The organism is Aquimarina sp. I32.4 (genome assembly GCF_002924285.1).
Lineage (GTDB): Bacteria > Bacteroidota > Bacteroidia > Flavobacteriales > Flavobacteriaceae > Aquimarina.
Window position 1 is genome coordinate 1 of record NZ_PGUB01000071.1, and the last position, 26306, is coordinate 26306.

The 26306-nt window shown below is 31.9% G+C and carries 29 protein-coding genes; 6 read left to right on the top strand and 23 right to left on the bottom strand.

From position 1 onward, the window contains the following. Positions 1-227 precede the first annotated feature (227 nt). From CVD18_RS15150 to CVD18_RS15170, 5 genes are all read left to right on the top strand, one after another. Complete coding sequence (locus CVD18_RS15150) at positions 228-923, top strand: hypothetical protein (RefSeq protein WP_103866281.1); 696 nt, start codon at positions 228-230, stop codon at positions 921-923. A 141-nt stretch (positions 924-1064) separates the two neighbouring features. Then, positions 1065-1574: a DUF6702 family protein gene (locus CVD18_RS15155; protein WP_103866282.1), complete on the top strand. Its 510-nt coding sequence runs from the start codon at positions 1065-1067 to the stop codon at positions 1572-1574. A 64-nt stretch (positions 1575-1638) separates the two neighbouring features. After that, on the top strand, positions 1639-3948 hold the full coding sequence (locus CVD18_RS15160; RefSeq protein WP_103866283.1) for a M1 family metallopeptidase: 2310 nt from the start codon (positions 1639-1641) through the stop codon (positions 3946-3948). Between the two features lie 90 nt (positions 3949-4038). Then, the gene (locus tag CVD18_RS15165; RefSeq protein WP_103866284.1) at positions 4039-4332 is read left to right on the top strand and encodes a twin-arginine translocase TatA/TatE family subunit; all 294 of its coding nucleotides are present in this window, start codon (positions 4039-4041) and stop codon (positions 4330-4332) included. Between the two features lie 345 nt (positions 4333-4677). Next, positions 4678-6174, top strand: coding sequence for a S8/S53 family peptidase (locus tag CVD18_RS15170; protein ID WP_103866285.1), 1497 nt, complete (start codon positions 4678-4680; stop codon positions 6172-6174). Between the two features lie 67 nt (positions 6175-6241). Here the strand turns inward: CVD18_RS15170 and CVD18_RS15175 are convergent, their stop codons facing one another. The 10 genes from CVD18_RS15175 to CVD18_RS23515 all read right to left on the bottom strand — a co-directional run bounded on the left by CVD18_RS15175 (position 6242) and on the right by CVD18_RS23515 (position 15348). Further along, on the bottom strand, positions 6242-6883 hold the full coding sequence (locus CVD18_RS15175; RefSeq protein WP_103866286.1) for an O-methyltransferase: 642 nt from the start codon (positions 6881-6883) through the stop codon (positions 6242-6244). A gap of 167 nt (positions 6884-7050) precedes the next feature. Beyond that, entirely contained in the window at positions 7051-8133 is a 1083-nt protein-coding gene (locus tag CVD18_RS15180; RefSeq protein WP_199185092.1) for an amidohydrolase family protein, read from the bottom strand. A gap of 46 nt (positions 8134-8179) precedes the next feature. Then, positions 8180-8704 (bottom strand): 3-hydroxyanthranilate 3,4-dioxygenase, encoded by a 525-nt coding sequence (locus tag CVD18_RS15185; protein ID WP_103866288.1) that lies wholly within the window; start codon positions 8702-8704, stop codon positions 8180-8182. 121 nt (positions 8705-8825) lie between these two features. Further along, a complete protein-coding gene (locus tag CVD18_RS15190) occupies positions 8826-9605 on the bottom strand; it encodes an SDR family oxidoreductase (protein WP_103866289.1) in 780 nt (259 codons plus the stop codon). Between the two features lie 30 nt (positions 9606-9635). Then, positions 9636-11078, bottom strand: a complete 1443-nt coding sequence (locus CVD18_RS15195; RefSeq protein ID WP_103866290.1) for an aldehyde dehydrogenase — start codon at positions 11076-11078, stop codon at positions 9636-9638. Positions 11079-11096: 18 nt separating this feature from the next. Continuing rightward, positions 11097-11864 carry an IclR family transcriptional regulator gene (locus CVD18_RS15200; protein ID WP_103866291.1) on the bottom strand — a complete coding sequence of 256 codons (768 nt, stop codon included), beginning with the start codon at positions 11862-11864 and terminating at the stop codon, positions 11097-11099. A gap of 25 nt (positions 11865-11889) precedes the next feature. Then, positions 11890-12306: a RidA family protein gene (locus CVD18_RS15205; protein WP_103866292.1), complete on the bottom strand. Its 417-nt coding sequence runs from the start codon at positions 12304-12306 to the stop codon at positions 11890-11892. A 24-nt stretch (positions 12307-12330) separates the two neighbouring features. Then, positions 12331-13728, bottom strand: a complete 1398-nt coding sequence (locus tag CVD18_RS15210) for an NAD(P)/FAD-dependent oxidoreductase (RefSeq protein WP_103866293.1) — start codon at positions 13726-13728, stop codon at positions 12331-12333. Next, positions 13728-14996: a kynureninase gene (kynU, locus tag CVD18_RS15215; protein WP_103866294.1), complete on the bottom strand. Its 1269-nt coding sequence runs from the start codon at positions 14994-14996 to the stop codon at positions 13728-13730. Before kynU ends, CVD18_RS15210 begins: the two co-directional genes overlap by 1 nt. Positions 14997-15162: 166 nt before the next feature. Then, the gene (locus tag CVD18_RS23515; RefSeq protein ID WP_103866295.1) at positions 15163-15348 is read right to left on the bottom strand and encodes an AraC family transcriptional regulator; all 186 of its coding nucleotides are present in this window, start codon (positions 15346-15348) and stop codon (positions 15163-15165) included. Between the two features lie 143 nt (positions 15349-15491). On the opposite strand from CVD18_RS23515, the gene CVD18_RS23385 reads away from it, so the two are divergent. Next, a complete protein-coding gene (locus CVD18_RS23385) occupies positions 15492-15626 on the top strand; it encodes a hypothetical protein (protein ID WP_255409453.1) in 135 nt (44 codons plus the stop codon). A 15-nt stretch (positions 15627-15641) separates the two neighbouring features. Here CVD18_RS23385 and CVD18_RS15230 read toward each other — a convergent pair whose 3' ends face one another. The 13 genes from CVD18_RS15230 to CVD18_RS15290 form a co-directional block, all read right to left on the bottom strand. Further along, positions 15642-16364, bottom strand: a complete 723-nt coding sequence (locus CVD18_RS15230; RefSeq protein ID WP_103866297.1) for a hypothetical protein — start codon at positions 16362-16364, stop codon at positions 15642-15644. A 107-nt stretch (positions 16365-16471) separates the two neighbouring features. Further along, entirely contained in the window at positions 16472-16840 is a 369-nt protein-coding gene (locus CVD18_RS15235; RefSeq protein ID WP_103866298.1) for a cupredoxin domain-containing protein, read from the bottom strand. Positions 16841-16966: 126 nt separating this feature from the next. After that, positions 16967-17515, bottom strand: coding sequence for a carboxymuconolactone decarboxylase family protein (locus CVD18_RS15240; protein WP_103866299.1), 549 nt, complete (start codon positions 17513-17515; stop codon positions 16967-16969). Positions 17516-17669: 154 nt separating this feature from the next. Beyond that, positions 17670-17825, bottom strand: coding sequence for a hypothetical protein (locus tag CVD18_RS22640; protein WP_158250473.1), 156 nt, complete (start codon positions 17823-17825; stop codon positions 17670-17672). Between the two features lie 170 nt (positions 17826-17995). Then, the gene (locus tag CVD18_RS15250; protein WP_103866301.1) at positions 17996-18367 is read right to left on the bottom strand and encodes a DoxX family membrane protein; all 372 of its coding nucleotides are present in this window, start codon (positions 18365-18367) and stop codon (positions 17996-17998) included. Positions 18368-18590: 223 nt separating this feature from the next. After that, positions 18591-18881 (bottom strand): hypothetical protein, encoded by a 291-nt coding sequence (locus CVD18_RS15255; protein ID WP_103866302.1) that lies wholly within the window; start codon positions 18879-18881, stop codon positions 18591-18593. 45 nt (positions 18882-18926) lie between these two features. Beyond that, positions 18927-19775 carry an AraC family transcriptional regulator gene (locus tag CVD18_RS15260; protein ID WP_103866303.1) on the bottom strand — a complete coding sequence of 283 codons (849 nt, stop codon included), beginning with the start codon at positions 19773-19775 and terminating at the stop codon, positions 18927-18929. Between the two features lie 211 nt (positions 19776-19986). Then, positions 19987-20244 carry a hypothetical protein gene (locus tag CVD18_RS15265; protein ID WP_103866304.1) on the bottom strand — a complete coding sequence of 86 codons (258 nt, stop codon included), beginning with the start codon at positions 20242-20244 and terminating at the stop codon, positions 19987-19989. Positions 20245-20494: 250 nt separating this feature from the next. Then, a complete protein-coding gene (locus CVD18_RS15270; protein WP_103866305.1) occupies positions 20495-21859 on the bottom strand; it encodes an aldehyde dehydrogenase family protein in 1365 nt (454 codons plus the stop codon). Between the two features lie 210 nt (positions 21860-22069). Further along, positions 22070-22999, bottom strand: a complete 930-nt coding sequence (locus tag CVD18_RS15275; RefSeq protein WP_103866306.1) for a sterol desaturase family protein — start codon at positions 22997-22999, stop codon at positions 22070-22072. Between the two features lie 186 nt (positions 23000-23185). Beyond that, positions 23186-23839: a hypothetical protein gene (locus CVD18_RS15280; RefSeq protein ID WP_103866307.1), complete on the bottom strand. Its 654-nt coding sequence runs from the start codon at positions 23837-23839 to the stop codon at positions 23186-23188. A 186-nt stretch (positions 23840-24025) separates the two neighbouring features. After that, the gene (rluF, locus tag CVD18_RS15285; RefSeq protein ID WP_103866308.1) at positions 24026-24898 is read right to left on the bottom strand and encodes a 23S rRNA pseudouridine(2604) synthase RluF; all 873 of its coding nucleotides are present in this window, start codon (positions 24896-24898) and stop codon (positions 24026-24028) included. A gap of 154 nt (positions 24899-25052) precedes the next feature. Then, positions 25053-26060: an SIMPL domain-containing protein gene (locus tag CVD18_RS15290; protein ID WP_103866309.1), complete on the bottom strand. Its 1008-nt coding sequence runs from the start codon at positions 26058-26060 to the stop codon at positions 25053-25055. Positions 26061-26306 lie beyond the last annotated feature (246 nt).

Below are 26306 nucleotides of genomic sequence, written 5' to 3' on the forward strand. Positions count from 1 at the left end.
TTATTTCTTCTTCTCACAACCTAAAAATAAGGATTTTTAAAACAAAAGATAAACTAATTTATGCTCTTATTAATAACTTCTAAAAAACTATAAAAATAATACCAATGCAACATGATTGGGTATAGTCTGTCTTTAATAATGAATTTTAGCAATCATAAGTGCAGAAAAAATACGTAACTATAATTTTATTTCATTTCTTTTTTCTTTCAGTTTTCTGTCAAAGAAAAATGATAAAGGGGGTAATAGAAAATGATAGTTCAGAAGGAATTCATATAATTAATAAAACAGCCAATCTATTTACTATTACAAACAAAGAAGGGGTTTTCTTTATAGAAGGAACCATTGGAGATGTATTTGTTATTTCATCTGTTCAATATGATCTAAAGGTTATCGTAGTAAATAAAAACATGTATGATAATAAAGAATTTAGTTTTACGCTAAAAGAAAACCTTAATGAATTAGATGAAGTAATTGTAGGAGTACAGTTGTCAGGTAATTTGAATGTCGATATTAAGGACATAAAGACCGAAGAATTGTTTAGTCCTGAAGATGTTGGAATACCTGTTTATGATGGAATTCAGATGGAGGAAATTATACCAATGCATAAAGCTATTATGTTTTATGGTATAGGATTTCGATTAGATGTTGAAGCAACTTATAAAAATCTATCTGGATATTATAAAACCTTAAAAACAACAAGAAAATTAGATGCAGAAAATAATAATTTAGAGATTATTCACGACTTTTATGGGAAACAATTTTTATCCTCGGTATACAATCTTCCTAAAGAGAAAATATATGATTTTTTATTATTCTGCATTCAGACGAGTGTTATTCAATATGAATTTAGTAAAGAAAATCACAATGTTGTATTAAGGATATTCTCGGATAAACGAAAAGAATTTGTGGTAAACAAACAATGAACATATTTCTGAAGATAACTAAATTTTACTAATATGAGAATAGATCTTAACTCTTTATTTCTAATGATTCGAAGTTTGGCATAATTTTTTAATCCATAACATTAAAATTAATTACATTTAGCACTTTTCAAATTTCAAATAATGAATAGAATTATAAAAACCTTTCTTTTTATCGGTCTTATTTCTTTAAGCTCGTTTACCGCTGTGCATAAATTTTATGTAAGTGTAACACAAGTAGAATATAATGAAAAAGAACAATCATTACAGATAGTTTCAAGAATATTTATAGATGATATACAAGAGTTGATAAGAGAAAGGTATAGTGATTCGATTAGTTTAGATAAAGATGGAGAAAGTAAAGATGTAGATAAATATTTGTCTACGTATTTTGATCAGAAGTTAACATTTCAGGTAAATGGAAAAGAAACTTCTTTTGTATTTATAGGAAAAGAATATGAAGATGATCTCATTATTTGTTATTTTGAAATAGAAGATGTAACTTCTTTAGAAACAATAAGAATAACAAACCAGATTTTGATGGACCTCTTTGAAGAACAGCAAAATATAGTACATGTTAAAAAAGAGAATGAGCGAAAAAGCCTTATTCTCGAGAAAGAAAAAAGCATTGGGTTGTTAAAGTTTAGTGAATAAAACAGTAAACTTTTAAAAAACAACTATTTTGCAAATCCTTAACAATTAATTCAAAACCATTACAATGAGAAAGATACTTTTAGTCCTCTCGGTAACTTTTTTGATATCAGGAGTTTCGTATGCTCAAGATCAAGAAGAGACTAAAAATGTTCGTGAATTAGGACATACTAATCAGAACAAATTCAAACAAATGTATGATGAGTTTGCAACTCCAAATATGTATAGAACTGGGTCTGGAGCTCCAGGGCCTGCATATTATCAGCAGCAAGCTGATTATAAGATGGATATTGAACTCGATGATAAAAACAAAAAATTAACAGGAAAAGAAACAATTACGTATACTAATAATTCCCCAGATGATTTAGAATTTCTGTGGGTTCAATTAGATCAAAATGTTCGTGCTAAAGACTCTAAATCACCATTGATTGAATCCAATCGTGTTGAGCCAGTAACGACGCCAAAAGATTTTTTAAAGAAATATATGTCAGAACCTTTTGATGGAGGTTTTAATGTAACAGCTGTAAAAGATAACAACGGAAACCCTCTTACGTATACGATCAATAGAACTATGATGCGTGTTGAGATGCCAAAAGATCTTGCATCTGGAGAAAAATTTGTGTTTTCGATTGACTGGTGGTATAATATTAATAACCATGTAGATGCTAGAGGAAGGTCAGGTTATGAAGAATTTGAAGAAGGAAACAGGGCTTATGTAATAGCACAGTTTTATCCTCGTATGGCAGTTTATAATGATGTAGAAGGATGGCAGAATCACCAATTCTGGGGTAGAGGAGAATTTGCATTACCATTTGGTGATTTTGAAGTGAATATTACAGTTCCTGCTGATCATGTTTTAGATGGTACAGGAGTACTTGTTAATAGAAAAGAAGTATATAGTAAGGATATGATGAATCGCTATGAAAAAGCAAAAAAATCATATAATAAGCCAGTAGTAATTGTTACTCAAAAAGAAGCTGAAGCAAAAGAGACAACATTTTCTAATGAGAAAAAAACATGGAAATTGAAAGCTAAAAATGTTCGTGATTTTGGTTTTGCTACCTCAAGAAGATTTATCTGGGATATGATGGCAGTTAAAATTGGAGGAAAAGATGTGATGGCAGTTTCTATGTATCCAAAAGAAGGAAACCCTCTTTGGGAAGATTGGTCTACAAAAGTAGTTGCTAGTACATTGAAATCGTACAGTAGAATGACTTTTGATTATCCTTACCATAAAGCAATTTCTGTACATGCAAAAAATCAAGGAATGGAATATCCTATGATATGCTGGAATTATGGAAGACCAGACTCTGATGGAAATTATAGCGATCGAGTAAAATATGGTATGATGAGCGTGATTATTCATGAAGTAGGACATAATTTCTTCCCAATGATTGTGAATAGTGATGAGAGACAATGGACATGGATGGATGAAGGGCTTAATACCTTTGTGCAATATGTAGCAGAACAAGATTTTGGAGAATGGTACCCAAAAGCATTAGGAAACGATAAAAAATACCCTTCTCGTAGAGGACCTGCACATAAAATTATACCATACATGAGCGGAAACCAAAATTTCTTATCTCCTATCATGTCTCAATCTAATAATATACACCAATTCGGATCAAATGCATATTCTAAACCAGCAACAGGTCTTAATATTTTGAGAGAAACAGTGATGGGTAGAGATCTTTTTGATTATTCATTTAGAACCTATGCACAACGATGGATGTTTAAACATCCAACTCCAGAAGACTTTTTTAGAACTATGGAAGATGCGTCTGCTGTAGATTTGGATTGGTTCTGGAGAGGATGGTTTTATACTACAGATTATACAGACCTTGGTGTGAAAGAAGTAAAGAAATATGTTGTTACCAAAGAGCCTAATAAAAAAGTAAAAGATTATGTAGATTCTAGAGGAGCAAAAGTAGAGGATTTAGGACCACTTGTATTCATGGTAAAAGATGGTACTGATGAATACGAAAGCATGAAAAGTAATGGAAGTATTATTAGTGACGCAAAGTCATTAAAAGAATATTTAATGGATAATTTTTCAATAGAAGAACGTAAACAAGTTAAAAACCCTAAGTTTTTCTATGAAATCACTTTTGAAAAACCAGGAGGATTAGTAATGCCATTAATTGTTGAGTATACGTACGAAGACGGAAGTACAGAAACGATAACATATCCAGCGCAAATATGGAGAAAGAATGACGATCAAGTAAAAAGAGCTATAGCCTCAGAAAAGGTTATTTCAAAAATAGTAGTAGACCCTAAAAAAGAGACAGCAGATATTGATACATCAAATAATAGCTGGCCAAAAACAAAAAGAATAGGGAAATTTCAAAAATTTAAAAATAAAGTAAAAGGGCAATAAGTTGCTGTTTTTCTATAGATTTATAAAAGCCATTCCAGAAGTCTTTTGGGATGGCTTTTTTCTACATAATATTGACTATATTTGTAGCGTATGATAACATTACCTTTATTTATTAGTGGCACAGAAATTACCTTTATAGTTTTTATATTGGTAATGGTTTTTGGAGCAGATAAAATTCCAGAGATTGCACGCGGATTAGGTAAAGGAATGCGAGTTATAAAAGATGCTACAAACGATATAAAAACTGAGATTACCAAAAGCGCAGAAAAGAATGGTATTGATGCAGATATTCCCACTTCTATTACTTCTGATATAAAAAAGGAAATCGAGCAGGTCAAAGATGATATTGAAGACATTACTGGACCAATAAAGCGCCAGCGATAAATCTGAAAAAATCCTTCTTAGAACTAGTTTTCAGTAGATTTTCCTTGTATATTCTAATTAATTTTCAAAAAAAAGAAGATTTTTTTTTGAAACATTTATGTTTTTTATTTTAAAAGATAAAACCCCTTGTTAATACTGAGGTTTTCCATGATTGTATTATTATTTTATTTGTGTTATGCAAGCATAATAGATGGTTTTAAAATGATGATTTGATTGTTTTATGGATAAATATTTGAATATTAATTGATATATTCGTTTTCAAATTAAGAAAAACATATTTTTTTGTGTTTTTCTTATTGAATCACTCGCTTGATTTTTATACACAAACTTAAAACCTATTCTAAAATGAAAAAAATCACTTTTTTTATCAGCATCTTAATTCTCGTATTTTCTTGTTCCAAAGAAAATCCTGATGAAATTATTGAACCAAATTCAGGTTTTTCTGAATCACAAAAATTACTAACCATTTCTGAAGTTAATAAATACATCCAAACTGAATTAAAAGAAAAAGGAGATGTGAACTGGACCAAAGCACCTGCAGTTGTATTATGGAGTGCCGTAATGCACGGGGGAGAGGTTCTGAGTATTGGCTATGGAGAAAAAGGTGAAAGTTTCTCTGTTCAGAAGTCAGCAAGACTTGTCAATGCTCTAGATAATATTTATGAAATTGTGGCATCTGCAGAGGGAGTAAAAAAAACTAGTTCTGTGTTATCTGCAGATGAAATACTTAATGTGACTGATGTAAAAGTTACACACCTTGAAACTATAATAGCTTTGCAGGAAACAGATCAAATTAGATATTTAGAGCCAATAGGATATGGTTCCTATTTGCAAGAAGCTACTCCTCAACAAAAATCTGCAGGTTGTAGTACAGGGGGACAAACTATCCATAGTGGAGATTACAGAGTAATTTCTCCAAATGCCCGAGTCCCTTGGAATTTTGATCTTCATAAAATACCACAAGCATGGAACTATAGTACAGGTTCAGGTATTACCGTTGGTTTGATTGATACAGGAATTTCGGCAAATCAGAGTTTATTAGGTAGTGGATTTAATGATGGAGCTTCAAATGGAAGAACCATACAACGATACGGGACATTTATTGATTCTCCATGGGTGTGGTCTGATAATGTTGATGGACCCAATGATAGATGTGGTCATGGTACTACTATGGCAGCAGCAATCTCCTCTCCTCGAAATAATGATTTTATGCCCGTAGGAGTGGCCTATAATTGTAACTTAATTTCTTATAGAGGAACAGAAGATGTTGTGCTAAATGATTATCATGAACGCAAAGGAGTAAGCAATGCACTAAAAGGATTAGGGAATAATTCGCAAGTTAAAATTATTTCGATGTCAATTGGATACCCATGGTCTATCGGAAATGTAAAAGATGCTGTGAGATATGCATACGGAAAAGGTAAGTTGATTATTGCAGCAGGAGGAACATCAACCATATTTACAAATTGGTACGGAGTTATTTTTCCTGCGACTATGTCAGAAACTATTGCAGTAACGGGTTTGAAAGATAATGGTTATAACAGTTGTGGAAATTGCCACGATGGAAATAAGATTGATTTTACTATCGTAATGGAAAGAGCAGGAGATTCTAATAGAAAAATGCCAACACTTGGTTTTAATACAGGAACGCAGGTGTATGTAGGAGGGTCTTCTATTGCTACAGCAACCACTGCGGGAATTGCAGCTTTGGTATGGGCACGTAATCCAAGCATGACCAGAAACCAAGTACTCGATAAGTTGAAAAAAGCTGGGAATTTTTATCCTAATAGAAATGATAAATACGGATACGGAAACATTGACGCTTTAAAAGCTGTTCAATAAATTAATTGCGCCAAAAATAAAGTGGAAGACCATGGATATGACTTCCGCTTTATTTTATTTTTATAAATTAAATTTTTCTGCTGATCGTTAACCCATCTCTAATAGGTAATAGCACTGTTTCAATTCTTTGATCTTCTACCAGTAATTGATTGTAGTGTAAAAGGGCTTTTGTGGATAGATCATCATCTTTAACTTCTTCGATTACTTTACCTGTCCATAATACATTATCAGATAAAATAATACCTCCAGAGTTAATTTTGTTAATCACTAAGTCAAAATATACTGGGTAATTTGGTTTATCAGCATCAATAAATACCAAGTCAAACTTTTTATCAAGATTAGGGATAATTTGAGTAGCATCACCAATGTGTTGATGAATTTGCTTACCATAATCAGAAAGATCAAAATATTTTCTTTGAAAACCTTCTAATTCCTCATTAATATCAATGGTGTGTAATTCTCCATTTACTTGTAACCCTTCTGCTAGACATATTGCAGAATACCCTGTATAAGTCCCTATTTCTAATATGTTTTTTGGGTTTATTATTTTTGATAACATACTTAGAACCCTACCTTGATAAGCGCCACTAAGCATTCTAGGTTGTAATATTTTTTGATACGTTTCGCGATTAAGTTGTTGTAGTAAATCAGGTTCTTTTTGAGTGTGATTTACTACATATGTGTCTAGTTCTTCTGGGATGAAATGCATAATTAATATTGTTGTTTATATATAAGCAATTTACTATTGAATATGGAGTGATTTTGTTAAATGAAAATACTCTTTTACTCATTAAGTGAGGTTTTATGCTCAGAAGTTTGCTTCAAAATTAAGGGTTCGTTTCAAACAACTACTTTGTGGGCTTACCCTGTAGTAGCTTATTTCAAAATTTTATCGATCAAATCTTGTTTAGCTTCTTGGTTATCGCCAAATAACCAGCGCAAAACATTGTCCTCCCATATATCATCATATTCTTTTGGTGTTATGATATCACGATCTAGAGCCAGGTCTAGAATCTTTCCTGGGTAAGAAGATTGTGGTTCACTTTCCATTTCGCCTAATGGGTAAGGGTCATCAAGTCCCATGATAACTTGATTACTTCCTTGTCGATCTACAGTAAGTTTTAAGGAATCAGTATCGTGAACCAAAGTGTCAAAGTATATGTTAGGATGTCCTACTGCTTTTCTAGGGTGTTGTTTTCCTTTAAATAAATCGGGTCTTCCATCAAATCCTTGTATACGTCGGCCCAAGTTCATTTGTGCCAATTGACCACCATGTGCAAAACAAGTTCTAATATTGGGGTAACGACTCTGCATTCCGTTAAGGGTATAAAAATGATAAGCATCCCCACATTGAGCAAGCATCCATACCAAATGGAAACGCCAAGAGACATTTTCTAATTTTATCATTTTATCGCCATCATAAGGATGTACTTCTATTGCTAATTTGTACTTGTCTGCCAATTCAAAAATAGGATCATTTTCTTCGTCAAAAATACATCTCCATTGACCAATAGAATCCATAAAATGTGTTGGTAAGCATAATACTCGCATTCCTAGCTCTTCTACACAGCGTTCCATTTCCCATAGCGCTCCATTAATAAAGCCAGGATGTATTACAAAACCACATGAGAACTTATCAGGGTGATCTTGTTGTACACGGGCATTAAAATCATTTTGAAACCGCAATGCATGCTTCATTTCTTCTAATCGTAACCCATTACCATACAGTTGCGAAAGATTTAATACTACTGCATGATCAATTTTATAACGTTCCATCCATTCTAGTTTGTCATTTAAGAAAAAGCTAGAGTGAGTAACAGGGCGTTTCCATCCTTTTTGTAGCATATATTTACGTTCATCATCTACCCAGAAAATCTCCTTGTCTTTCATGAACTGGGGGATTTCTTCTGGATAAGGCAACAAATGTGAATGACCGTTTATTCGAAGTTTTCTTTTCATTATAGATAGTTCCTGTTGTTAATTATTTAAGGATTTTAACCAATTCTTATCTCTTGTTAGGAGCATCCATTACCGTTCCACAGTTAGAACAGGTACACTTTGTCTGGTCGCTATAATATCTATCAAAAATTATAGGCATATCGGTTTCTATGTTGTCTAATGCAAACTCTTCTCTATATAATTGGGTATTGCAACTCTCACAATACCACTCAAGAGCGTCCATCATTTTTTCTTCTCTAGGATATTCAATTACTAGACCAACAGTATTTGCTCCTCGTTGTGGAGAGTGAGGTACTTTGGGGGGTAATAAATAAATATCTCCTTCTTTGATATGCACATCTTTAGGAGTACCGTTATCTATTATTTTTAGTACAATATCACCTTCTATTTGATAGAAGAACTCGGGAGTTTCATTATAATGATAATCTTTTCTATTATTGGGTCCACCAACCACCATCACAATAAAATCACCATCTTTCCATACACATTTATTACCAACAGGTGGTTTGAGTAAATGACGATGCTCGTCTATCCAAGCTTTAAAATTCAAAGGTGAAACTAGATTGCTCATATGTTTGTTTTAATTAAGATGTGTTGCTTACGTTGTAAAAATCTATAATAAAGAGATTAGTATTCCGTATTAAATTTAATTGTTTTGATCCTCATTCGATAATAAGAAATGGTTAACTTACCTATAATGATTTTGTTCTTCCTCCATCAACAGGAAGGTTTATTCCGTTAATATAAGATGCTGATTCTGATGCTAAAAAGGCTACTGCATTAGCTATTTCTTCTGGTTTTGCAAACCTGTTGGCAGGGACTTCATTTTGCATAGCACTAGATATTTCATCTATTGATTTTCCTGTCTTTGTTGCTTTGTTGATTATAATTTCATTTAATCGTTCTGTAGCAGTAGCTCCTGGTAATACATTGTTTACTGTAATTCCATAAGCGCCCAATTCATTAGCTAATGTCTTAGACCAATTAGCTACAGCACCTCTTATTGTATTAGAGACTCCTAATCCATTTAGAGGTTGTTTTACAGAGGTTGAAATGATATTGATTATACGTCCATAGCCTTCTGTTTTCATCCCTGGCACAACAGCTTGTGCTAATATGTGATTACATTTTAGATGTTGGGTAAAAGCACGTTCAAATTCTTCTAAGGAGGCATTAAAGACAGGGCCTCCTGCAGGACCTCCTGTATTATTAATAAGAATATGAAACGTTGTTTCAGTAGAGGAAATGCTCTTTTTTAGATCATTAGGGTTTTGAAAATCAGCAACAATAAAATTGTGTGTTTGTGTTGAGTCTGTTGCAAGTTCTTTTATCACGCTTTGCAGTTTTTCTTCATTTCTTGCAACCAAAGTAACATTGGCACCTAATGCTGCCAGTTGTATTGCAGATGCTTTTCCTATGCCTTGCGTACTACCGCAGACTAATGCATTTTTATGAGTGAGATTTAGATTCATTATAGTTATTTCTGTAGTTTATACTGTTCTTTAATATTGTATACAAATGTTTTTAGGTTCTGTGAAAAAGCGCAATGCTTCAAAACCTCCTTCTCTTCCTACGCCAGAATCTTTTGTACCACCAAAAGCAGTACGCAAATCACGCATCATCCAAGTGTTTACCCATACGATACCTGCCTGTACATGTTTGGCTATATACATACTTCGGTTAAGGTTATTTGTCCAGATGGTACAGGATAACCCATAGCGCACATCATTTGCCATTGCCAAAGCTTCGTCATCACTATCAAATGGTGTAATGGTAACCACGGGGCCAAAAATTTCTTCTTGTGCTACTCTGCAATTTGTATTGTAAATCTCTATAATTGTAGGTTGAAGGTAATATCCATTTTCATAGTCTTTTACGGTTACATAATTGCCCCCGCAAAGGATGGTGCCTCCTTCTGCTGTAGCTATATCGATATATGATTTTACTTTTTCTAGATGAGATTTGGATACGAGTGCACCAATATTGGTTTCAGCATCAAGAGGTGCTCCGATTTTTAAGGCATTCGTTTTTGCGATGAAATCAGTTTTGAATTTATCATAGATAGCTCTTTCTACATATATTCGAGAACCACATAGGCATATTTGCCCTTGGTTAGCAAATGAAGATCGCAGTGTTGTACTTAACATTTTTTCATAATCACAGTCTGCAAAAATCAAATTAGGGTTTTTGCCTCCTAGTTCTAGTGATAGCTTTTTGAACATAGGAGCGGCTGTTTTGGCAATATGGGCTCCTGTAGCTGTACCTCCTGTAAAAGATATAGCCTTTATCTTAGGGTGTTCTATTATGGCTTGTCCTGTGGTATTACCTAGGCCGTGAACAATGTTTAATACTCCTTTTGGTACTCCTGCTTTGATACATATTTCTCCCAATAAATAGGCTGTCATGGGGGTAATTTCACTTGGCTTAGCTACTACAGTGTTACCTGCAGCTAGGGCAGGAGCAATTTTCCATGTAAATAGGTATAATGGTAAATTCCAAGGTGAGATACAGCCAACAACTCCTATAGGTTGTCTCAATGTAAAATTGATAGCATTAAAACCAGTACTCTCATGGGCTTCACTTGCAAATTGAGTTAGAGCGTGTGCAAAAAACTGAAAATTACTAGAAGCTCTAGGAATATCTATACTTGTTGAGAGACTTAAAGGTTTACCATTATCTATAGCTTCTGCTTTGGCAAGTTGGTCTAAGTTTTCTGTGATTAATGAAGCTATTTTGGATAAAATTTTACTGCGCTGTTCTAGCGGTGTCTCTGACCATTCAGGGAAAGCTTTTTCAGCAGCCTCATATGCATTTTGCACGTCTACAGTAGATGAATTTGGTAGTAAGCTATATACGTCTCCTATAGAAGGGTTGTAGTTATCAATCCACTGATCTTCTATTGGGGCTTTGAATTTACCGTTGATATAGTTGAATATTTTTTTCATTTTCTGTTACGTTTTCAATTAGCTGAAAATATGTTTTAATTGTTCTGCTGTTTGTTTAAGATCACCAGTATAAGTTTTAATTTCATTTTTATTAAATCTTGCAGAGGGGCCAGATGTACTAATAGCGGCAATAAATTTCCCAGTCGTATTAAAAACAGGTGCCGCCACACAGACTAGTCCGATTTCATTTTCTTCGATATCCAAAGCAAACCCTTTATGTTTAATGCTTTCAATTTCAGAGATCAATTTTTCTTTATTGGTTATTGTGTTTTTGGTAACTGATATCAAATCAAGATCCTTGATAATATCTTTGTAGTTAGAGTGTGCAAAAGCCAATATGATTTTTCCTAATCCAGTACAGTGCAAAGGTTTTTCAGAACCAATTTGAGAATTTATTTGCAAATCATGCCTACCAACAACCTTGTCCAAGAAATATACTTTCTGATTTTTGTGTATAGCTAAATGAGCTGTCTCTCCCGCTCGTTTTACCAATTCCTCCATAAAAGGCCTAGCTTTAGCGATAAAATTTTTATGAATACTCACTTTTTGTCCTAGTTCAAATAATTTAAGCCCTAAGCGATATTTTTCATTTTCTGGATTTTGCTGGATAACATTTAAAGCCTCCATAGTTGCCAACATTCTATATACAGCACTTTTGTTAGTGTTCATTTGTTTGGCAATCTCGGTAACACCTAATTCTATATGATGTGTAGAAAAGCAGTCTAAAATTTTGAATGCTTTTTCAACAGAAGTGTTTAGAATTTTTTTATTTATAGTGTTACTCATGATTGTATTTGTTCTATGTGTTTAATTAGTGCTGTTTTTTATAGGCTACTACTTTGATTTCTATTAATAAATGAGGGTGTGGTAGCTGGTGCACTGCAACAGTAGTTCGGGTTGGTCCATCATAGTCAAAATAGTACGAGTAAATTTCATTATATCCTCCAAAATCATTCATATTAACCAGAAAAGAAGTGACATCTACAATATCTTTTATGTTAGCGCCTTCTTCTTGTAGAATATCATTAATATTTTCTATAACTGCTTTTGTTTGAGCTTTGATATCTAAATTCGTGGTGCCAAATTCATCTACTTCTACACCTTCAAATGAATTATCAGGCCTTCTGGAGCTTGTGCCCGAAACGTATATGAAATCACCTACACGCTTTACATGAGGAAACTTACCTCTTGGTATTGCTTTGCCTTCTATCAGTTTTCCTTTATTCATGATTTGTATATATCTGAGTTATATTTATTGTAAACCAGCGACTTTATCTTCTTGTAAAATTTCTTTGGTTTGTTGTTGTACTTTATGCAATACCGCTTTTAGGTTTGCTTTAGTGTCTAATTCTCTGTCTGCAATAAGGTTAAGTAAAGCTTTGTCTTGAGCTCTTCCAATTTTCATAGCTGTTGCATAATTGATGGTCTCATTAAATGTTACCATAGAGTATTTTGAAAAATAATCGTTGGGAAATGTTTTTTCTAAATCCATTTCTATTTTTCTTTTTTCTTTAAAAATTGGATTAGCGACATGATCACGCATTTCGTAATAGTTGTCTATGGCCAAATCTGCAATGGCATCGGTATCTTTTTTTCGTGTTTTTTGATACGCTTTGAAAGTGGCTTCCCAATCCCCTTGATGTTGATCTAGTATTTCATCAAAAACTACGACATCTTCAAAAGAAGCATTCATTCCTTGTCCATAGAAAGGTACTATAGCATGAGCAGCATCGCCCATAAGTAATGTTTTTCCTTTATAATACCAAGGTGCACATTTTACGGTACCTAATGCTCCTGTTGGGTTATTAAAAAATTCATTGTTGATATCAGGAATTAAATCTAGTGCATCTGGAAATTGTGTTTTGAAAAATTCAGTAACTTTTTCAATTGTTGTGAGGTTATTGAAATTATACGCTCCTTCATCATAAGATAAAAATAATGTTACGGTAAAACTACCGTCTAGATTAGGTAATGCGATAAGCATATATTGTTCTCGTGGCCAGATATGTAAATGGTCTTTACTTATTTGATGGTTTCCAATTTTATCTGCGGGAATTTCTAATTCCTTATATCCATGCGTAAGGTAATTTTGAGAATAGCTGAATAAGAATTTTTTCTCTAAGTAGTAACTTTTTCTAAGTGCAGACCCAGCACCGTCTGCACCAAAAATAAGATCAGCACAGACTTCATGCTTTTCTTTGGTAATATAGCATTTGAATTTTGCTGTGGTGTTTTCTATATCAACACTAGTACATTTTTTATTAAAATGAATAGTTACATTATCATGTTTTTCGGCTTCGGTAAGTAGCAGTCCATTAAGCCCTCCTCTAGAAATTGAGTTGATGTATTCTCCATCTCTTCCTGAATAATTAGAGGTAAATGTATTTCCTTGTATATCATGAATTAATCTACCATACATTGGGGTGCAAAAGGGGAGTACCTTATCTACTATCCCTACCATCTTCATTGCTCTTAGTCCTCGATCAGATAAAGCAAGGTTTATAGAACGCCCAGCAGAGATGTCTGTAGTTCTTAGATCGGGTCTGCTCTCATACATTATTATTTGATATCCTCTTTGCGCTAATCTTAAGGCTAATAGAGAACCACAGAGACCAGCACCAATGATAAGTATATTTTCTTTGTCCTGCATTATACGAGTGTTTTTAATATTTCTACCACTTTGTGTACATCTTCAAAACTATTATACAAGGGTACAGGAGCACAACGAATCACATCGGGTTCTCGCCAATCTGTAATAATATGATGTTCTGTAAGTTTTTGATGCAAGCTTTTATCTGCATTTTTTACTTGAATAGAGAGTTGGCAACCTCTTTCTTCTGGATTGGTTGGTGTAATGATTTTGATTCTATCTGTATCTATTTGATTGATCAAAAATTCAAAATAGCTGGTTAATGCTTTTGATTTTTGGCGAATGGCATCCATTCCTACTTCATTAAATATATCTAAAGAAGCTTTGATAGCTGCCATTGATAAAATAGGAGGGTTGCTTAATTGATATCCTTCTGCTCCAGGCATTATATCGAATTCCTGACGCATATTAAAACGAGTTTCTTTATTATGACTCCACCAGCCAGCAAACTTTTTTAGGTTTTTATTATAGGCATGTTTTTCATGGATAAATAATCCACCTAGACTTCCTGGACCAGAGTTTAGGTATTTGTAGGTACACCATGCTGCAAAATCTACTCCTGAGTTATGTAATTCTGGTTGAATGTTTCCTACTCCATGTGCTAAATCAATACCAACCATACAATTTTGAGCATGCCCTAAATCAGCAATTTTTTTGAGATCTAGATATTGTCCTGTATAATAATTTACACCGCCAATTAATAATAAAGCGATTTCATCTCCTTGTTGCTCAAGAATAGTTTCTAGATCTTCTATGTGTAATAATTCTTCTCCTTCTCGAGGTTTCCATTCTATGATTCCTTCTTTGGGATCAAATCCATGGAAATGTAATTGTGATTCTACAGCATATCTGTCTGAAGGAAAAGCATCACTTTCTATAACAATTTTGTATTTGGTTGTATTTGGTTGGTAGAAAGATACCATTAGTAGGTGCAGGTTGGTCGTCAATGTATTCATTATTACAACCTCGATAGGTGTTGCGCCAACTACCTTTGCCATAGTGTCTGTTAAGAATTCATGATAAGGTAGCCAAGGGTTTTTGGCATCAAAATGGCCTTCTACACCTAGGTTTGCCCAATCGTTTAATTCTTGTTGAATGTATTGTTGTGTGATTTTTGGTTGTAACCCTAAAGAATTACCACACATATAAACCCAATCATTACCATTAGCGGTTTTTGGAATATGAAATTGATCTCTATAGTGAGCTATTTTATCTTTTTGATCCAATTCTTTGGCATATTCTAAACCTGTTTTTAGTGCTACTTTCATTTTGGTGTTTTAATAATTGAAACAGTGTTTCACTAAATTACAAAATATAATGATACCAAAAAAAACAATTGACTTTATTTTGACTTTTTATCAAGCAAAATTACAGAACGAATATGGTAAGGGTTTTGTTTGAGAAATACATCAATTGTAGTAAGATAGTTTGATATCACTTAGATTTATGTAGTTGCTTAATGTAGATTGAGGGGGTTATACCTGTGTATTTTTTGAATTGTCTTGAGAAATATGAAGGATCATTAAAACCACATTGATACATTACTTCTGATATTGCACTATCATTGTACTCAAAATATTCTTGAGCCTTTTTTATTCTAAATTCATTTACAAAATCAATAAAATTTCTATTGGAGCTGTCTTAAACATTCTACAAAAAGAGTTAGGGGTTAATCCTAATTGCTTTGCTAGGGTTTCTGAACGTATTTCTTGAGCATATTTATCATTTATATATTGATATACTTTAGAAACTCTTTCTAGTGAATGTTTATTGCTATCAAGAGAGAGTTTGTTTTTTTGATACAGATTTTTGGTTTTTTGCAATGTATAGGATTGGCATCAGAAGAGTCAAAAGAAACAGGAACTTGGGCTATCGTAAAACCTGTGACAGAAATATAGTTTTGGAGTATTTTATTATTGAGTGATGATTTTAATATTTGTAAAATAGAGTATCCGATTTCCTTCAATTTGCTTATGCATTTTAGCGATTTTGATACCGTTAAAATCTTGATAATCTTCCCAAGAAGTAATTATAGAAGGTTCTTTTTGATTTTTTTGTCTAAATACCCATTCTTTAATTATAAAATCTCCTTCAAAATAAAAGTCATAGGCATCACCAGGTGTATACCCTCCATCATTTTTATATACAATGGTAAGCTTTTGCATTTGTGTGTTACTTATAGGTGCTATGGCTTTTACTTGATGTTTTGATGTAAAGCTTTTTGAATCCCATGTAAGGTTAAAAGGGGCAAGTAACCAGTATTTATCATTAATAAATCGTTGATCTGCTTTTATAGAGGTGCTGTCTATTTGGGTTCTATTGTGTGTTGTGGTGTCTTTGGGAGAGGTTAAGGTTACAATATCAATTTTAGGTTTCCAGCTCCATGATCGTTCATAATGAAGGCTATCTTGATCGATGTTATATGTAAAACTTATTTCTGTTACTTTATCCCAATGTTGTAAACCATTTGCGTGAGCAATAGCCTCTGCAGTTGTTGGTATTTTTTTTTGATTATCTGATATAGGTTTAGGATCTCTTATTTCTATATCTTCATCATATTGTTTTTCTTTTTTGATATTTGTGTTACAAGCAATACAAAGTAGGGCGAGTGATGTAAGTATTACAAGTTTTTTCATCAGATCAATTCTATTTTAGGTTCATTTTCTTGCTAAAATATAAAAAATAGAAACCTTACTAATCTTATTTAGTAAGGTTTCTATTTTTTTAAAGAAATGTAAAAAGACTATTCTACAACCAAAGTGTATTGTGGAGTCTTGTTTAGTGGGCAGAAGTATTTATAAGTTCCTCTTTTTAAGGCAACAGTTTTTGAACTTTCTGTCTTACCATTTGCAACTACTTTTGTTACATAAGCAGTCTTTATATGATTTTTTGCATCAGAAGCATCTTTTCCTTCAGGTACTAATACAAAGCCAACATCAGTTCCAACATCATTATTAGAAATATTGAAAACATAACTACCTTCTGAAAGGGTAATTCCTTTTTGAGTAAATTCTCCTTTAGTTTGTTCTAAAGATACTGTTTTTACTTGTTGCGCTTGTGCGCTAAAAGTGATTGCTAGAATGAATACAAATGCAGTGATTAACTTTTTCATGATTTTAATTTATGTATTTAAATGATTTTAATTTTTTCAGAAAAGGAAGAACAATGTTATGAGTTCATCCTTTTCTGATGGGATTCAATTATCGTGGATTTATAATATGGTTACCAATTTATAGTATTAAACTCCTGTAGTCTCTAATGGTTGAGCAACAGGGAAGTCAACTGGAATCTGAGTCGTTCCATGTACATAATTTGAGATAGTTTTATCTCCTACAAGAACGATTGTATCAATTAGACTTCCTTTGTTGTATCCAGAAGAAAGAAAATTATTGATTACTTCTTGATCAGCTTTTCCTCTGTTTTCTGTAACATTTTTAGCTAGTTTAGCTAATGCATCAAGTTTTGTGTCAAAAGAAGCATGACCAGCTCTAAGTTCTAATATCTGCTCGTCTGTAAAACCATTCATTTTACCAATTGCAGTGTGTGCTGATAAACAGTAAATACATCCGTTTACTTCACTTACAGCAAGATTAACAGCTTCTTTTTCTTTTGCAGAAAGAGAGGTTTTTGCATTTGCAAGGTTTAGGTAGTTCTCTAATGCTGTTTCACTATGTGCATAAGTAGCATATAAGTTTGGAACAAATCCTAATGCTTTGTTTAAATTATCAAAAATTGCTTGATTGCTAGTGTTTACTTCTTCTCTAGTTGGAACATTAAATGTGCTCATAATTTTATTGTTTTTATTAGTATCCAAAATTTGATTTTTTGGATGTGTTAAATTTTGTTTTTTTTATCTGATACAAAGATCAGGTGTAATTTGTGGGATTAGAATAGTTATTTTTCCCGATTTCTTGTCAAATTTTCCCTAACAACTCTTTCTTCTATTTGTTGACCAATACTTTTTCTGTATTACAGTAAAAATCATGAAGACCTTTTTGTTCACAATGAGTTTTAGGATGTATAGAATTGATTATTCTTTTTTTTCCTTGACCAAAAATCTCTATCAAATTGAAGATTGATTTATTATGTATTTTCATTTTATATGGTTTTAAATTGATAGTACAAAGGTCTTGCATATTTAGAGGAAAAAGAATGATGGTTCTTCCTTGTTACTTGTCAATTTTTCCCTTAAATAAAAAAAACTCCTCTAGGTGTAGAGGAGTTGAGATCATTTTGGATATAAATAAGGTTGCTACTTTTTTTATTGTCAAAAAAACTTAATTTCTTTTCTTCTGATCCATAAAATAATAGCACTCAGTATAAAAGTTACAATGGCGGTTATAAAAAGAATTCCTCCATCATTATTAATTTCGATACCTAGTTTAGTGAGGTGAATCATAATAGCTCCTCCAATAATTCCTAAACTAAGCGTTGCACCTATCCATGCAGTTCTTGGGATTAATATTAAAATTCCTGAAATAAGTTCTGTTATTCCAGTTATTATTCTACCATAAGGTTCCATCCCAACTTTTGTAAAAATATATACACTGTCTGGATGTGCCGTAAATTTAAATCTTAAAGTTTGAATCAAGATTATAGCTACAATAATTCGTAACAATAGGGGTAAAATCTTTTTCATGTTGGGTTAGTATTTGTTTAATTTTGAGTAAGGTAATCCCATTATAGAATAAAGGGTAAAGCGTCTATTTTCCCATTAAAAGTATTCTTTCTAGAGATCAAATACAATTCTTTAAGGTTATTATCTTTCTTGAATTGGTTGATTAATTCAGGAAATTGATCATATACAAAATTAATAAAGACTTTGCTATCAGTACTCTTGTTGGCTCCTTTACGTATAATTTTCAGGTAATTATAAGTATGAATTTGAATATTATTTCTTTTTGATAAAAAGACGAGGTTGCTTTTGTTTTCTTTGCTTTTTTGATTTCTGACCTAAAATTAACTTCACCTTTAGTGATTAATACATTATTTAAAGCACTAAAATTATTTGCATAGGTAACTTCTTCTGTATAGTTATTCAGATATATAGTTTCTAACTGGTTCTCATAAGTTACCTGAGCTTTATTTGTTGTATAGATAAAAAATGAAAGTCCAATTATTATTGTTTTGAAAGGATGAAGTAAGTTTTTCATTTTCTTTACTTTAAATTACTTGATGTGCTATTATTTTTTAATACACTAATACTGTTCTATAATTTCTGATTTCAATTGTTTTTTGAATTCAGAAGGAGAGAAAGATGTGTGTTTTTTGAACATTCTGCTGAGATGAGATGCATCTTCAAATCCGATTTCGTAGGCAATTTCTTTGGCAGATTTATCGGTATAAATGAGTAAACGTTTGGCTTCTAGTATAATTCGGTCATGAATGATCTGTAAAGGGCTTTTTCCAAATTTGGCAAAATTATTAGAGAGTGTTTTAGGGGATTTGAACAACTGTTTTGCATAAAAGCCTACACTATGTTCTTTTCTAAAATGAGTATCTACTAGTATATTAAAACTCCTAACTAAGTCTACTTGATTACCCAGTTTACTATAATTATTTTGTTGTTTGATAAGACGTGTAACTGTGATTATGAATCTAGCCATTAGCATTCTAAGCATTTCAGCCTGAATAGTATCTACAGTGGCAAGCTCATCCAAGAAAACTTTATGTAGCTGATCTAGTTTATTGTGTTCGGTACTGTTTAATTCTATTAGAGGAGCAGTATTGTTACTATAAAAAAGTATTCCCATACAGCTTACTTCTTTGTCGTGATCTTTGATACAATAAAACTCTCGGTTAAATTGATATACAATACTGCTAGATCCGCTAATGTATCTGAAATATTGATTGGGGGTTAATACTACAATTCTATCTTTTTGTAATGTCGTTGAGACCCCATCAATCTCGATAACTGCCTCACTATTTTGAGACCAAATAAAAGTGTATAAGTCAATAATGGTTGATGTTGTATAAGACTTTAATAGTTCTTCGTTTCCTATTTTTAGTAAAGCTCCTGTTGAAAATTCTTTAAACTCTTTGATCATATTTAATATGTCGTTTTTTATAGGGTTACATTACAATAAAGATTAGTAGTAATATAACCAGAGGGGTAGGGATTGTAATTGTGAGTACTATTTTATTTTTGATTTTATAAGTATAAGTAATTATCGTATTCATAACATTCTGATTTATGAGTACTAAGAAGGATTGGTAATTCATAAATCAGAATGGTATTATCATTTTTTGTATAAATGGTCATGACAACAATAGGCCTATGATTAAACCTATTGCACCTCGTTGTCCAATTAAGTTTCTAAGTTCTTGTAAACTTGATGAAGTTGTTTCTATTTTAGAAGCAAGTGCAGTACTGGATCCTCCATCTACAAAATTTTGTAAAGAAGAAACAGTAACTCCAAGCTTTTCTGCAATACTAGCTCTTACATTTCCTTTGTTGAGGTCATTTAGTGAGCTTAGGGTTACACCACATTTTCTGGATATTTTTTTTAAACTCATATTCGTGTATTTTATATTATTAATAGTTGATTACAATCAGTTTAGTTTAGGGTATGATTGATCTATAATATGATACTTATATCATGGTTTAAATACTTGTTGTTATGTGTGTTGTGTTTGTTACTTCTAATTTACCACACAATTATTTAAGATTTTTACGGGAAACCCCAGCATATAAAAAAAACGTAAAATAGTAGCTGTTAAATTTCCATGAAAATAGGAAGAGTTATTATGTAGGTGGGTGTTTTGATTACCCAATAAGGCGTTTTAGCCATTTTAATTTTTTTATGCTATATGGGGCATATTTTAGGTTAAGCTCTATCCAAAAGGTTTTTTGTAGGATGCTTTTGTGATGAGAAAAAGTTTCAAAACCATATTTTCCATGATAATTACCTATTCCACTATCTCCTATGCCTCCAAAAGGAAGAGATTGTTCTATAAAATGCATGACTGCATCATTTATGGCACCACCACCAAAGGGAATCTCATGTAAGATTTTATTTTTAAGGGTTTTGTTTTTGGTAAAAACATAACAAGAAAGAGGAGAGGGGAGTGATTTTATTTTTTTGATAGCCTGATCTATAGAGTCAAATGTAAGTATAGGAAGGATAGGGCCAAATATTTCTTCTTGCATCGATGGATCAGAAAATGTTATATCTTTTAGAATAGTTGGGGGAATTATTCTTTTTTTTGCATCACCAATACCTCCTATAAATTTTTTGCTAGGATCAATGAGTTTAGTAAGGCGATCAAAATTTTTATCATTGATAATTTGTGTGTAATTATGGTTAGAAACATTGTAATCTGCTTTTGTAATATGGTTTTGTATGGCAGATAATAATTGATCGTGTATACTAGATTCAACCATAACGTAATCAGGAGCGATACAAGTTTGACCAGCATTCAGGAATTTAGCCCAAACCAATCGTTTTGCGGTCAAGTCGATGTTTACATCTTTTGTGATGATAGCGGGGCTTTTTCCTCCTAATTCTAGTGTAACAGGGGTGAGGTGTTGTGCGGCAGCTTGGTATATGATTTTTCCAACAGTAACACTACCAGTAAAAAATATTTTATCAAACTTGACTTTTAATAGTTTTGTGGTTTCTTTTACGCCCCCTTGTATAACTTTAAAGAAATTAGAATCAAAATTTTGATTTATAAGTTGTGCTAAAATTGAAGAGGTAGATGATGGTAATTCACTAGGTTTGAGTATAACGGTACATCCTGCTGCAATTGCTGATATTGCAGGGCATAGTGATAATTGATACGGATAGTTCCATGCCCCTATTACCAAAACGGTTCCATAAGGTTCTGGTAGGATGTAGCTTTTACCAGGAAGGTTAACCAGACTTGTAGAAACTTTTCTTTTTTTAACCCATTTTTTAATTTTTGAAAGCGCTAGATCAATTTCGTGATATATTATAGATAACTCGGTAGTATAAGTCTCAAATTCTGATTTTTTAAAATCGATATAAATGGCATCATAGAGAAGTTTTTCATTTTTTTTTAAAATAGCTTTTAATCGTTTTAGCTCTTTGATTCTAAACGCGACATCTTTTGTAGCGTTTGTGTTAAAAAAATAGCGTTGCTGATTTGTGATATCTTGATAATTCATGATGGCAAAGGTCTGGAAAAGGATAAAATCTCTATAAAACAATATATGATATAATTCTTTTATATCATATATTGTTTATATTCTAAAATGCACCACAACTTATTGCACTATAAAAAATGTCAGTGATTTAAAAAAATAAAACACTCATCGAATTCTCTAGAGTTCATCCTAGAGATAGTATTCAAATAAAAATGTGTCTTGTAAAATTATTTAAGTAGGAATCTTTTTGTTTTTAAGATCTCTTTGCATTTGTTTTACTGTCAAAGTGCTTCCATCATGACTCCAACCTGGAGGACCAAAAATGTACATGAATTTATGATACCAATTTTTTGATTTTTTGGTATCGTTCCAAATATCTTTATACTCATGAGTAAGAATCGTCCATGGATTGTAAGAGTTTGGGGCATGTGTTACTCCGTATTGTATTTCTATATCTTCATCAAGGGCTTTCCAGGTACCAAATATTTTATCAAAAACATTAAGAAATCCTCCATGATTTTTATCCATATATTCTAAATTTTTTGCATGATGAACTTGATGCATCGTATGTGTGTTCATAAATTTTTCAATAATTCCCATTTTAGGAATATATACAGAATGAAGTTGGAATTGCCACAATGCTTCAATACCTAAACACACTACTACCATTTCTGGCGGAAACCCTATGGCAGGTAACCACATGTAGAATAATGGTTTGTATAAGAGTGTAAACCATCCATTACGAACGGCAGTACCTAGGTTGAAGTTGTCTGATGAATGATGGACGATGTGTGCTGCCCATAATAGTCTAACCATATGGTTTTGTCTGTGAAACCAGTAATAAGTAAAATCATCTGCAAGCTGACATAATAGCCATACATACCATGCATATCCAAAAGATTGCCATCCCATTATATTAGTTCGGATTCCATCTATTTCAGGATTAAAAAATTCATAAACAAAATGGAAAAGAACAATTGAAAACACTGTTTTGATTAATGGGCCTAAAATAGCCGACCCAATTCCCATAGTAAGGCTGGCAGTTAAATCTTTCCAATTATATAGCTCTTTATGATCATGAGTTTTGCTGTATGTTAATTCTAGTAATATAAGTCCTAAGAAACAAGGAACTCCATAAACCAAAGGGTTGGTAAAATCCATCTTTTTTTTGTCAAATTTGTTTGGGGGCAGAATATAGGGAGAATTTTCAGGAAATCGTTATAATTATAAAAAGTATTCGATTATGAATTGTACTCAAAAAGGACTAGTTTTTTTTAAAAACAATAAAAACAAAGCTTTAAATAAGTAGTATTAAATGAAAAGGAATTTGTTTTGACTGAATATTTTTTATAGTTCTCTAAGCTCATAAAAAGCTTTTAGTACATTTTGCATAGATCTTTTTTCTGTTGTTGTCACTGTCATTTCTTTTACATCATCCTTGCCAAAAAACTTTATTTTTACCGTTTTGCCAGAAGCTATTGCTTTTAGCATAGGTATTTCAAGTTGTTTTACAATACGATCTATCCATTCTCTTTTTCCTCCCGATTCTTCTTTTTTCTTTAATTCACCTTTGATTTCTTCTTCTATTTCAAAAGTTTTTCCATCAACATCAATTTCTATTCTTTGAATAAGTAACCAGTCTTTTTTAGTGAAATAATTGATAGAGAGACCAAGCCATGTTTTGCCTTTGTCTTTTTTGCCAACATAAATCTGAATGTAATTTTTGGTGTTAACTTTTATAGAAGATTTATCTGAATACCATGTGACACTATTTGTAGCATCATATTTTTCTTGCATTTTTGATAGCGCTTTTTTATAACTTTTAGTTTTTTTTTGATCTTCTGGATCACTATCGTTTAATGTCTTTTTTAACTTTAGTATTTCTTGTTTTAGTTTTTTGTTTTCCTCTTTTAATGTATCATAATCAGCTTGTGGAACTCCACAACTATTTAATAATAAGATACAGGAAATTAATGCGGTATAATGTACTATTCTTTTCATAAGCAGTTTACTATAAATGATTACTTAAAAAAATGAAATGTATGAAGTAAGCATGTTGAAGATACTAAAAATACTTTAAAATGAAAAACAACAGATTATTACTGATTATTTTTTCTTAGCATCTACTATTGATAATTTCAATATATAAATGGTACAGTATACTGTTTGGGTATAATTTAGAATTCATTAGTTTTTCCTATCTCTACGCCTTTTGTTTTTTGATGTATGCGTACTTTTGTTATCGTTTCTTCTTTTATTAGTGTCTTTGGGAGTAAACCGTTTATTATGGGTAGTACTATTTCTTTTTGGTTTTTTTTCTTCGATAGCAGAAGCTTCTTTTGTTTTACTAGAATCTTCAGTATCAGAGTTGAGAACTAGTAGTTCTTTTTCTGTAAGATACCTCCATTCTCCTACGGGGACATCTAGAGGGACATTCATAATTCTAATTCTTTTTAGCCGAACTACATCATACCCAAGATACTCACACATTCTTCGTATTTGACGATTGAGTCCTTGTGTAAGAGTGATTTTGAAATCATATTTATTAATTTGCTCTACTTCACATTTACGAGTTATTGTATCTAGAATAGGGATACCATTACTCATTCGTTTTATAAATAAAGAGCTAATTAGTTTGTTTACAGTTACTAGGTATTCTTTTTCGTGGTTGTTTCGAGCTCTTAGAATTTTATTTACTATATCTCCATCACTGGTCAAAAAGATTAAACCTTCACTAGGTTTATCTAATCGACCAATAGGGAAAATACGCTTTGGGTAATTGATATAATCTATAATATTATCTTTCTCGTTTTGAGCTGTGGTGCAAACAATTCCTACAGGTTTATTAAAAGCAAGGTAAACATGCTTTTCTTCGGGTTGATTAATTAATTCGCCATCTACTCGCACAGTATCTTCTGGAGCAACCTTAGTTCCCATTTCGGGTATTTTGCCATTAATAGTAACCCTCCCTTGATCAATTAATTTATCGGCTTCACGTCGTGAGCAATACCCAACTTCACTTAGGTATTTGTTAAGTCTGGTAAGTGTTTTTTCTGGCATAGAATTAAAATAATGTACAAAGATAATATTTATAAAGGATCATATTACCTATTTGGTTTTTAGAAAACTTAAATTTTAAAGCAACATTGTTTTAAAGAATTGATAGAAGTATTTGAAATTTCAAATACTTCTATCAATTCTTATTATATGTCTTCTAACTTATTTTTAATTCTTTTACATCTATAGTTCCATTGGGAGATATTAAGAAGTATTTGGGAGCTACAGTTTCTTTATCAGCAGATTTTGGTTCTTGAGGTTTTGATGTGTATTGTAATTTTATCTCTAGTCCTATTTGAATTACTGGTTCTACTATTGATGAGTTTATAACAATATCATAATCTTTAAATGATAGTGGGTCATAATAATACGATATTGGTTTTGTTGTTTTTTGAACCCCTTGTTTTTTGCTAAATGCTTCTATAGAAGTACTGTTGAATGCTTGGTATTCTTTGTAGAATTCTTTTGGGAAGTAACAGTATTGAGTGTCTGCAATAGTTGGTTTATAAAGTGTTATGTCAAAACCTAAATCAGTATAAAACTGTTGTTTCTCTTTTAATGTTTTTAATATCTCTACACGTAGTTGTGAATATATTTCTTGAATATTATCGATAAAATAGTCAACCTTTACAAGGTTGTAAATTTCATTATTAGCACAAGCAGAAAGTATTTTTTCAAACTGATTTACTTTTGTGAATTTTACATGAATATTTTGCTGCAATTCAAAACCTTTGGGAACTTCATTGTATTTTTTACTGAATATTTTGTGTTCTACTACGGTTTCATATATAGGAATAAATGATACTACATCAAGAATAATGTCTTGTTCTGGAATACCATTTGCGAGTAATTCACTTTTTACTTTTGCCATTCGATTTTTCATTAGCCTGTTAGTCTCTTCAGATGTTTTTCCTATCTGTGTTATATTAAAAACAGCTGTATATGAATCGGCAATAATATTGTGTAGTGCCTTGACATCTAACGTTATTATTGGATTTGGAACCAGATTTTGTCGTCTAAACTGATTTATTTGATCTCTATATATAATGGAGTTATTTTCCATATGCACAACATTTTGTCTAGAAATAGAAGAAACGTTTCCATTTATCTGTGCAGAAATAACTGAGGATATTAATAAAAGAAAAGCAAAAGTTATATTTTTCATAATTGGATAGTTATAATTTTATACAAACATATATTTGAAACCTATATATAGAAAGTAAGAATGAGTAAACTATCGTTATGATTGAGTGAAGTGGCTTTTTTAATTATAAACTAAAAAGTAGGCGAATGTTGTATTCGTATGTTACTTGATGAAGATAATATTATATTGTTGGCTATTTCGGAGTGATGGTGCCACGTTTTTCGGTCAAACAGTGCCACTTTGAAAGATCTTACAATTATAGTTAAA

What these genes read in the sequence shown, in the direction of transcription:
- CVD18_RS15210 (WP_103866293.1), bottom strand. Translation starts at nt 13,728, where the DNA reads ATGCAGGACAAAGAAAATATACTTATCATTGGTGCTGGTCTCTGTGGT.
- CVD18_RS15230 (WP_103866297.1), bottom strand. Translation starts at nt 16,364, where the DNA reads ATGAAAAAACTTGTAATACTTACATCACTCGCCCTACTTTGTATTGCT.
- CVD18_RS15250 (WP_103866301.1), bottom strand. Translation starts at nt 18,367, where the DNA reads ATGAAAAAGATTTTACCCCTATTGTTACGAATTATTGTAGCTATAATC.
- CVD18_RS15235 (WP_103866298.1), bottom strand. Translation starts at nt 16,840, where the DNA reads ATGAAAAAGTTAATCACTGCATTTGTATTCATTCTAGCAATCACTTTT.
- CVD18_RS15155 (WP_103866282.1), top strand. Translation starts at nt 1,065, where the DNA reads ATGAATAGAATTATAAAAACCTTTCTTTTTATCGGTCTTATTTCTTTA.
- CVD18_RS15280 (WP_103866307.1), bottom strand. Translation starts at nt 23,839, where the DNA reads ATGAAAAGAATAGTACATTATACCGCATTAATTTCCTGTATCTTATTA.
- CVD18_RS15165 (WP_103866284.1), top strand. Translation starts at nt 4,039, where the DNA reads ATGATAACATTACCTTTATTTATTAGTGGCACAGAAATTACCTTTATA.
- CVD18_RS15180 (WP_199185092.1), bottom strand. Translation starts at nt 8,133, where the DNA reads ATGAAAAGAAAACTTCGAATAAACGGTCATTCACATTTGTTGCCTTAT.
- CVD18_RS15265 (WP_103866304.1), bottom strand. Translation starts at nt 20,244, where the DNA reads ATGAGTTTAAAAAAAATATCCAGAAAATGTGGTGTAACCCTAAGCTCA.
- CVD18_RS15290 (WP_103866309.1), bottom strand. Translation starts at nt 26,060, where the DNA reads ATGAAAAATATAACTTTTGCTTTTCTTTTATTAATATCCTCAGTTATT.
- CVD18_RS15275 (WP_103866306.1), bottom strand. Translation starts at nt 22,999, where the DNA reads ATGGATTTTACCAACCCTTTGGTTTATGGAGTTCCTTGTTTCTTAGGA.
- CVD18_RS15270 (WP_103866305.1), bottom strand. Translation starts at nt 21,859, where the DNA reads ATGAATTATCAAGATATCACAAATCAGCAACGCTATTTTTTTAACACA.
- CVD18_RS15255 (WP_103866302.1), bottom strand. Translation starts at nt 18,881, where the DNA reads ATGAAAAACTTACTTCATCCTTTCAAAACAATAATAATTGGACTTTCA.
- rluF (WP_103866308.1), bottom strand. Translation starts at nt 24,898, where the DNA reads ATGCCAGAAAAAACACTTACCAGACTTAACAAATACCTAAGTGAAGTT.
- CVD18_RS15190 (WP_103866289.1), bottom strand. Translation starts at nt 9,605, where the DNA reads ATGAATCTAAATCTCACTCATAAAAATGCATTAGTCTGCGGTAGTACG.
- CVD18_RS15240 (WP_103866299.1), bottom strand. Translation starts at nt 17,515, where the DNA reads ATGAGCACATTTAATGTTCCAACTAGAGAAGAAGTAAACACTAGCAAT.
- CVD18_RS23385 (WP_255409453.1), top strand. Translation starts at nt 15,492, where the DNA reads ATGTTTATTGCTATCAAGAGAGAGTTTGTTTTTTTGATACAGATTTTT.
- CVD18_RS15170 (WP_103866285.1), top strand. Translation starts at nt 4,678, where the DNA reads ATGAAAAAAATCACTTTTTTTATCAGCATCTTAATTCTCGTATTTTCT.
- CVD18_RS15195 (WP_103866290.1), bottom strand. Translation starts at nt 11,078, where the DNA reads ATGAAAAAAATATTCAACTATATCAACGGTAAATTCAAAGCCCCAATA.
- CVD18_RS15150 (WP_103866281.1), top strand. Translation starts at nt 228, where the DNA reads ATGATAAAGGGGGTAATAGAAAATGATAGTTCAGAAGGAATTCATATA.
- CVD18_RS15175 (WP_103866286.1), bottom strand. Translation starts at nt 6,883, where the DNA reads ATGCATTTCATCCCAGAAGAACTAGACACATATGTAGTAAATCACACT.
- CVD18_RS15160 (WP_103866283.1), top strand. Translation starts at nt 1,639, where the DNA reads ATGAGAAAGATACTTTTAGTCCTCTCGGTAACTTTTTTGATATCAGGA.
- CVD18_RS22640 (WP_158250473.1), bottom strand. Translation starts at nt 17,825, where the DNA reads ATGAAAATACATAATAAATCAATCTTCAATTTGATAGAGATTTTTGGT.
- CVD18_RS15185 (WP_103866288.1), bottom strand. Translation starts at nt 8,704, where the DNA reads ATGAGCAATCTAGTTTCACCTTTGAATTTTAAAGCTTGGATAGACGAG.
- CVD18_RS15200 (WP_103866291.1), bottom strand. Translation starts at nt 11,864, where the DNA reads ATGAGTAACACTATAAATAAAAAAATTCTAAACACTTCTGTTGAAAAA.
- CVD18_RS15205 (WP_103866292.1), bottom strand. Translation starts at nt 12,306, where the DNA reads ATGAATAAAGGAAAACTGATAGAAGGCAAAGCAATACCAAGAGGTAAG.
- CVD18_RS15260 (WP_103866303.1), bottom strand. Translation starts at nt 19,775, where the DNA reads ATGATCAAAGAGTTTAAAGAATTTTCAACAGGAGCTTTACTAAAAATA.
- kynU (WP_103866294.1), bottom strand. Translation starts at nt 14,996, where the DNA reads ATGAAAGTAGCACTAAAAACAGGTTTAGAATATGCCAAAGAATTGGAT.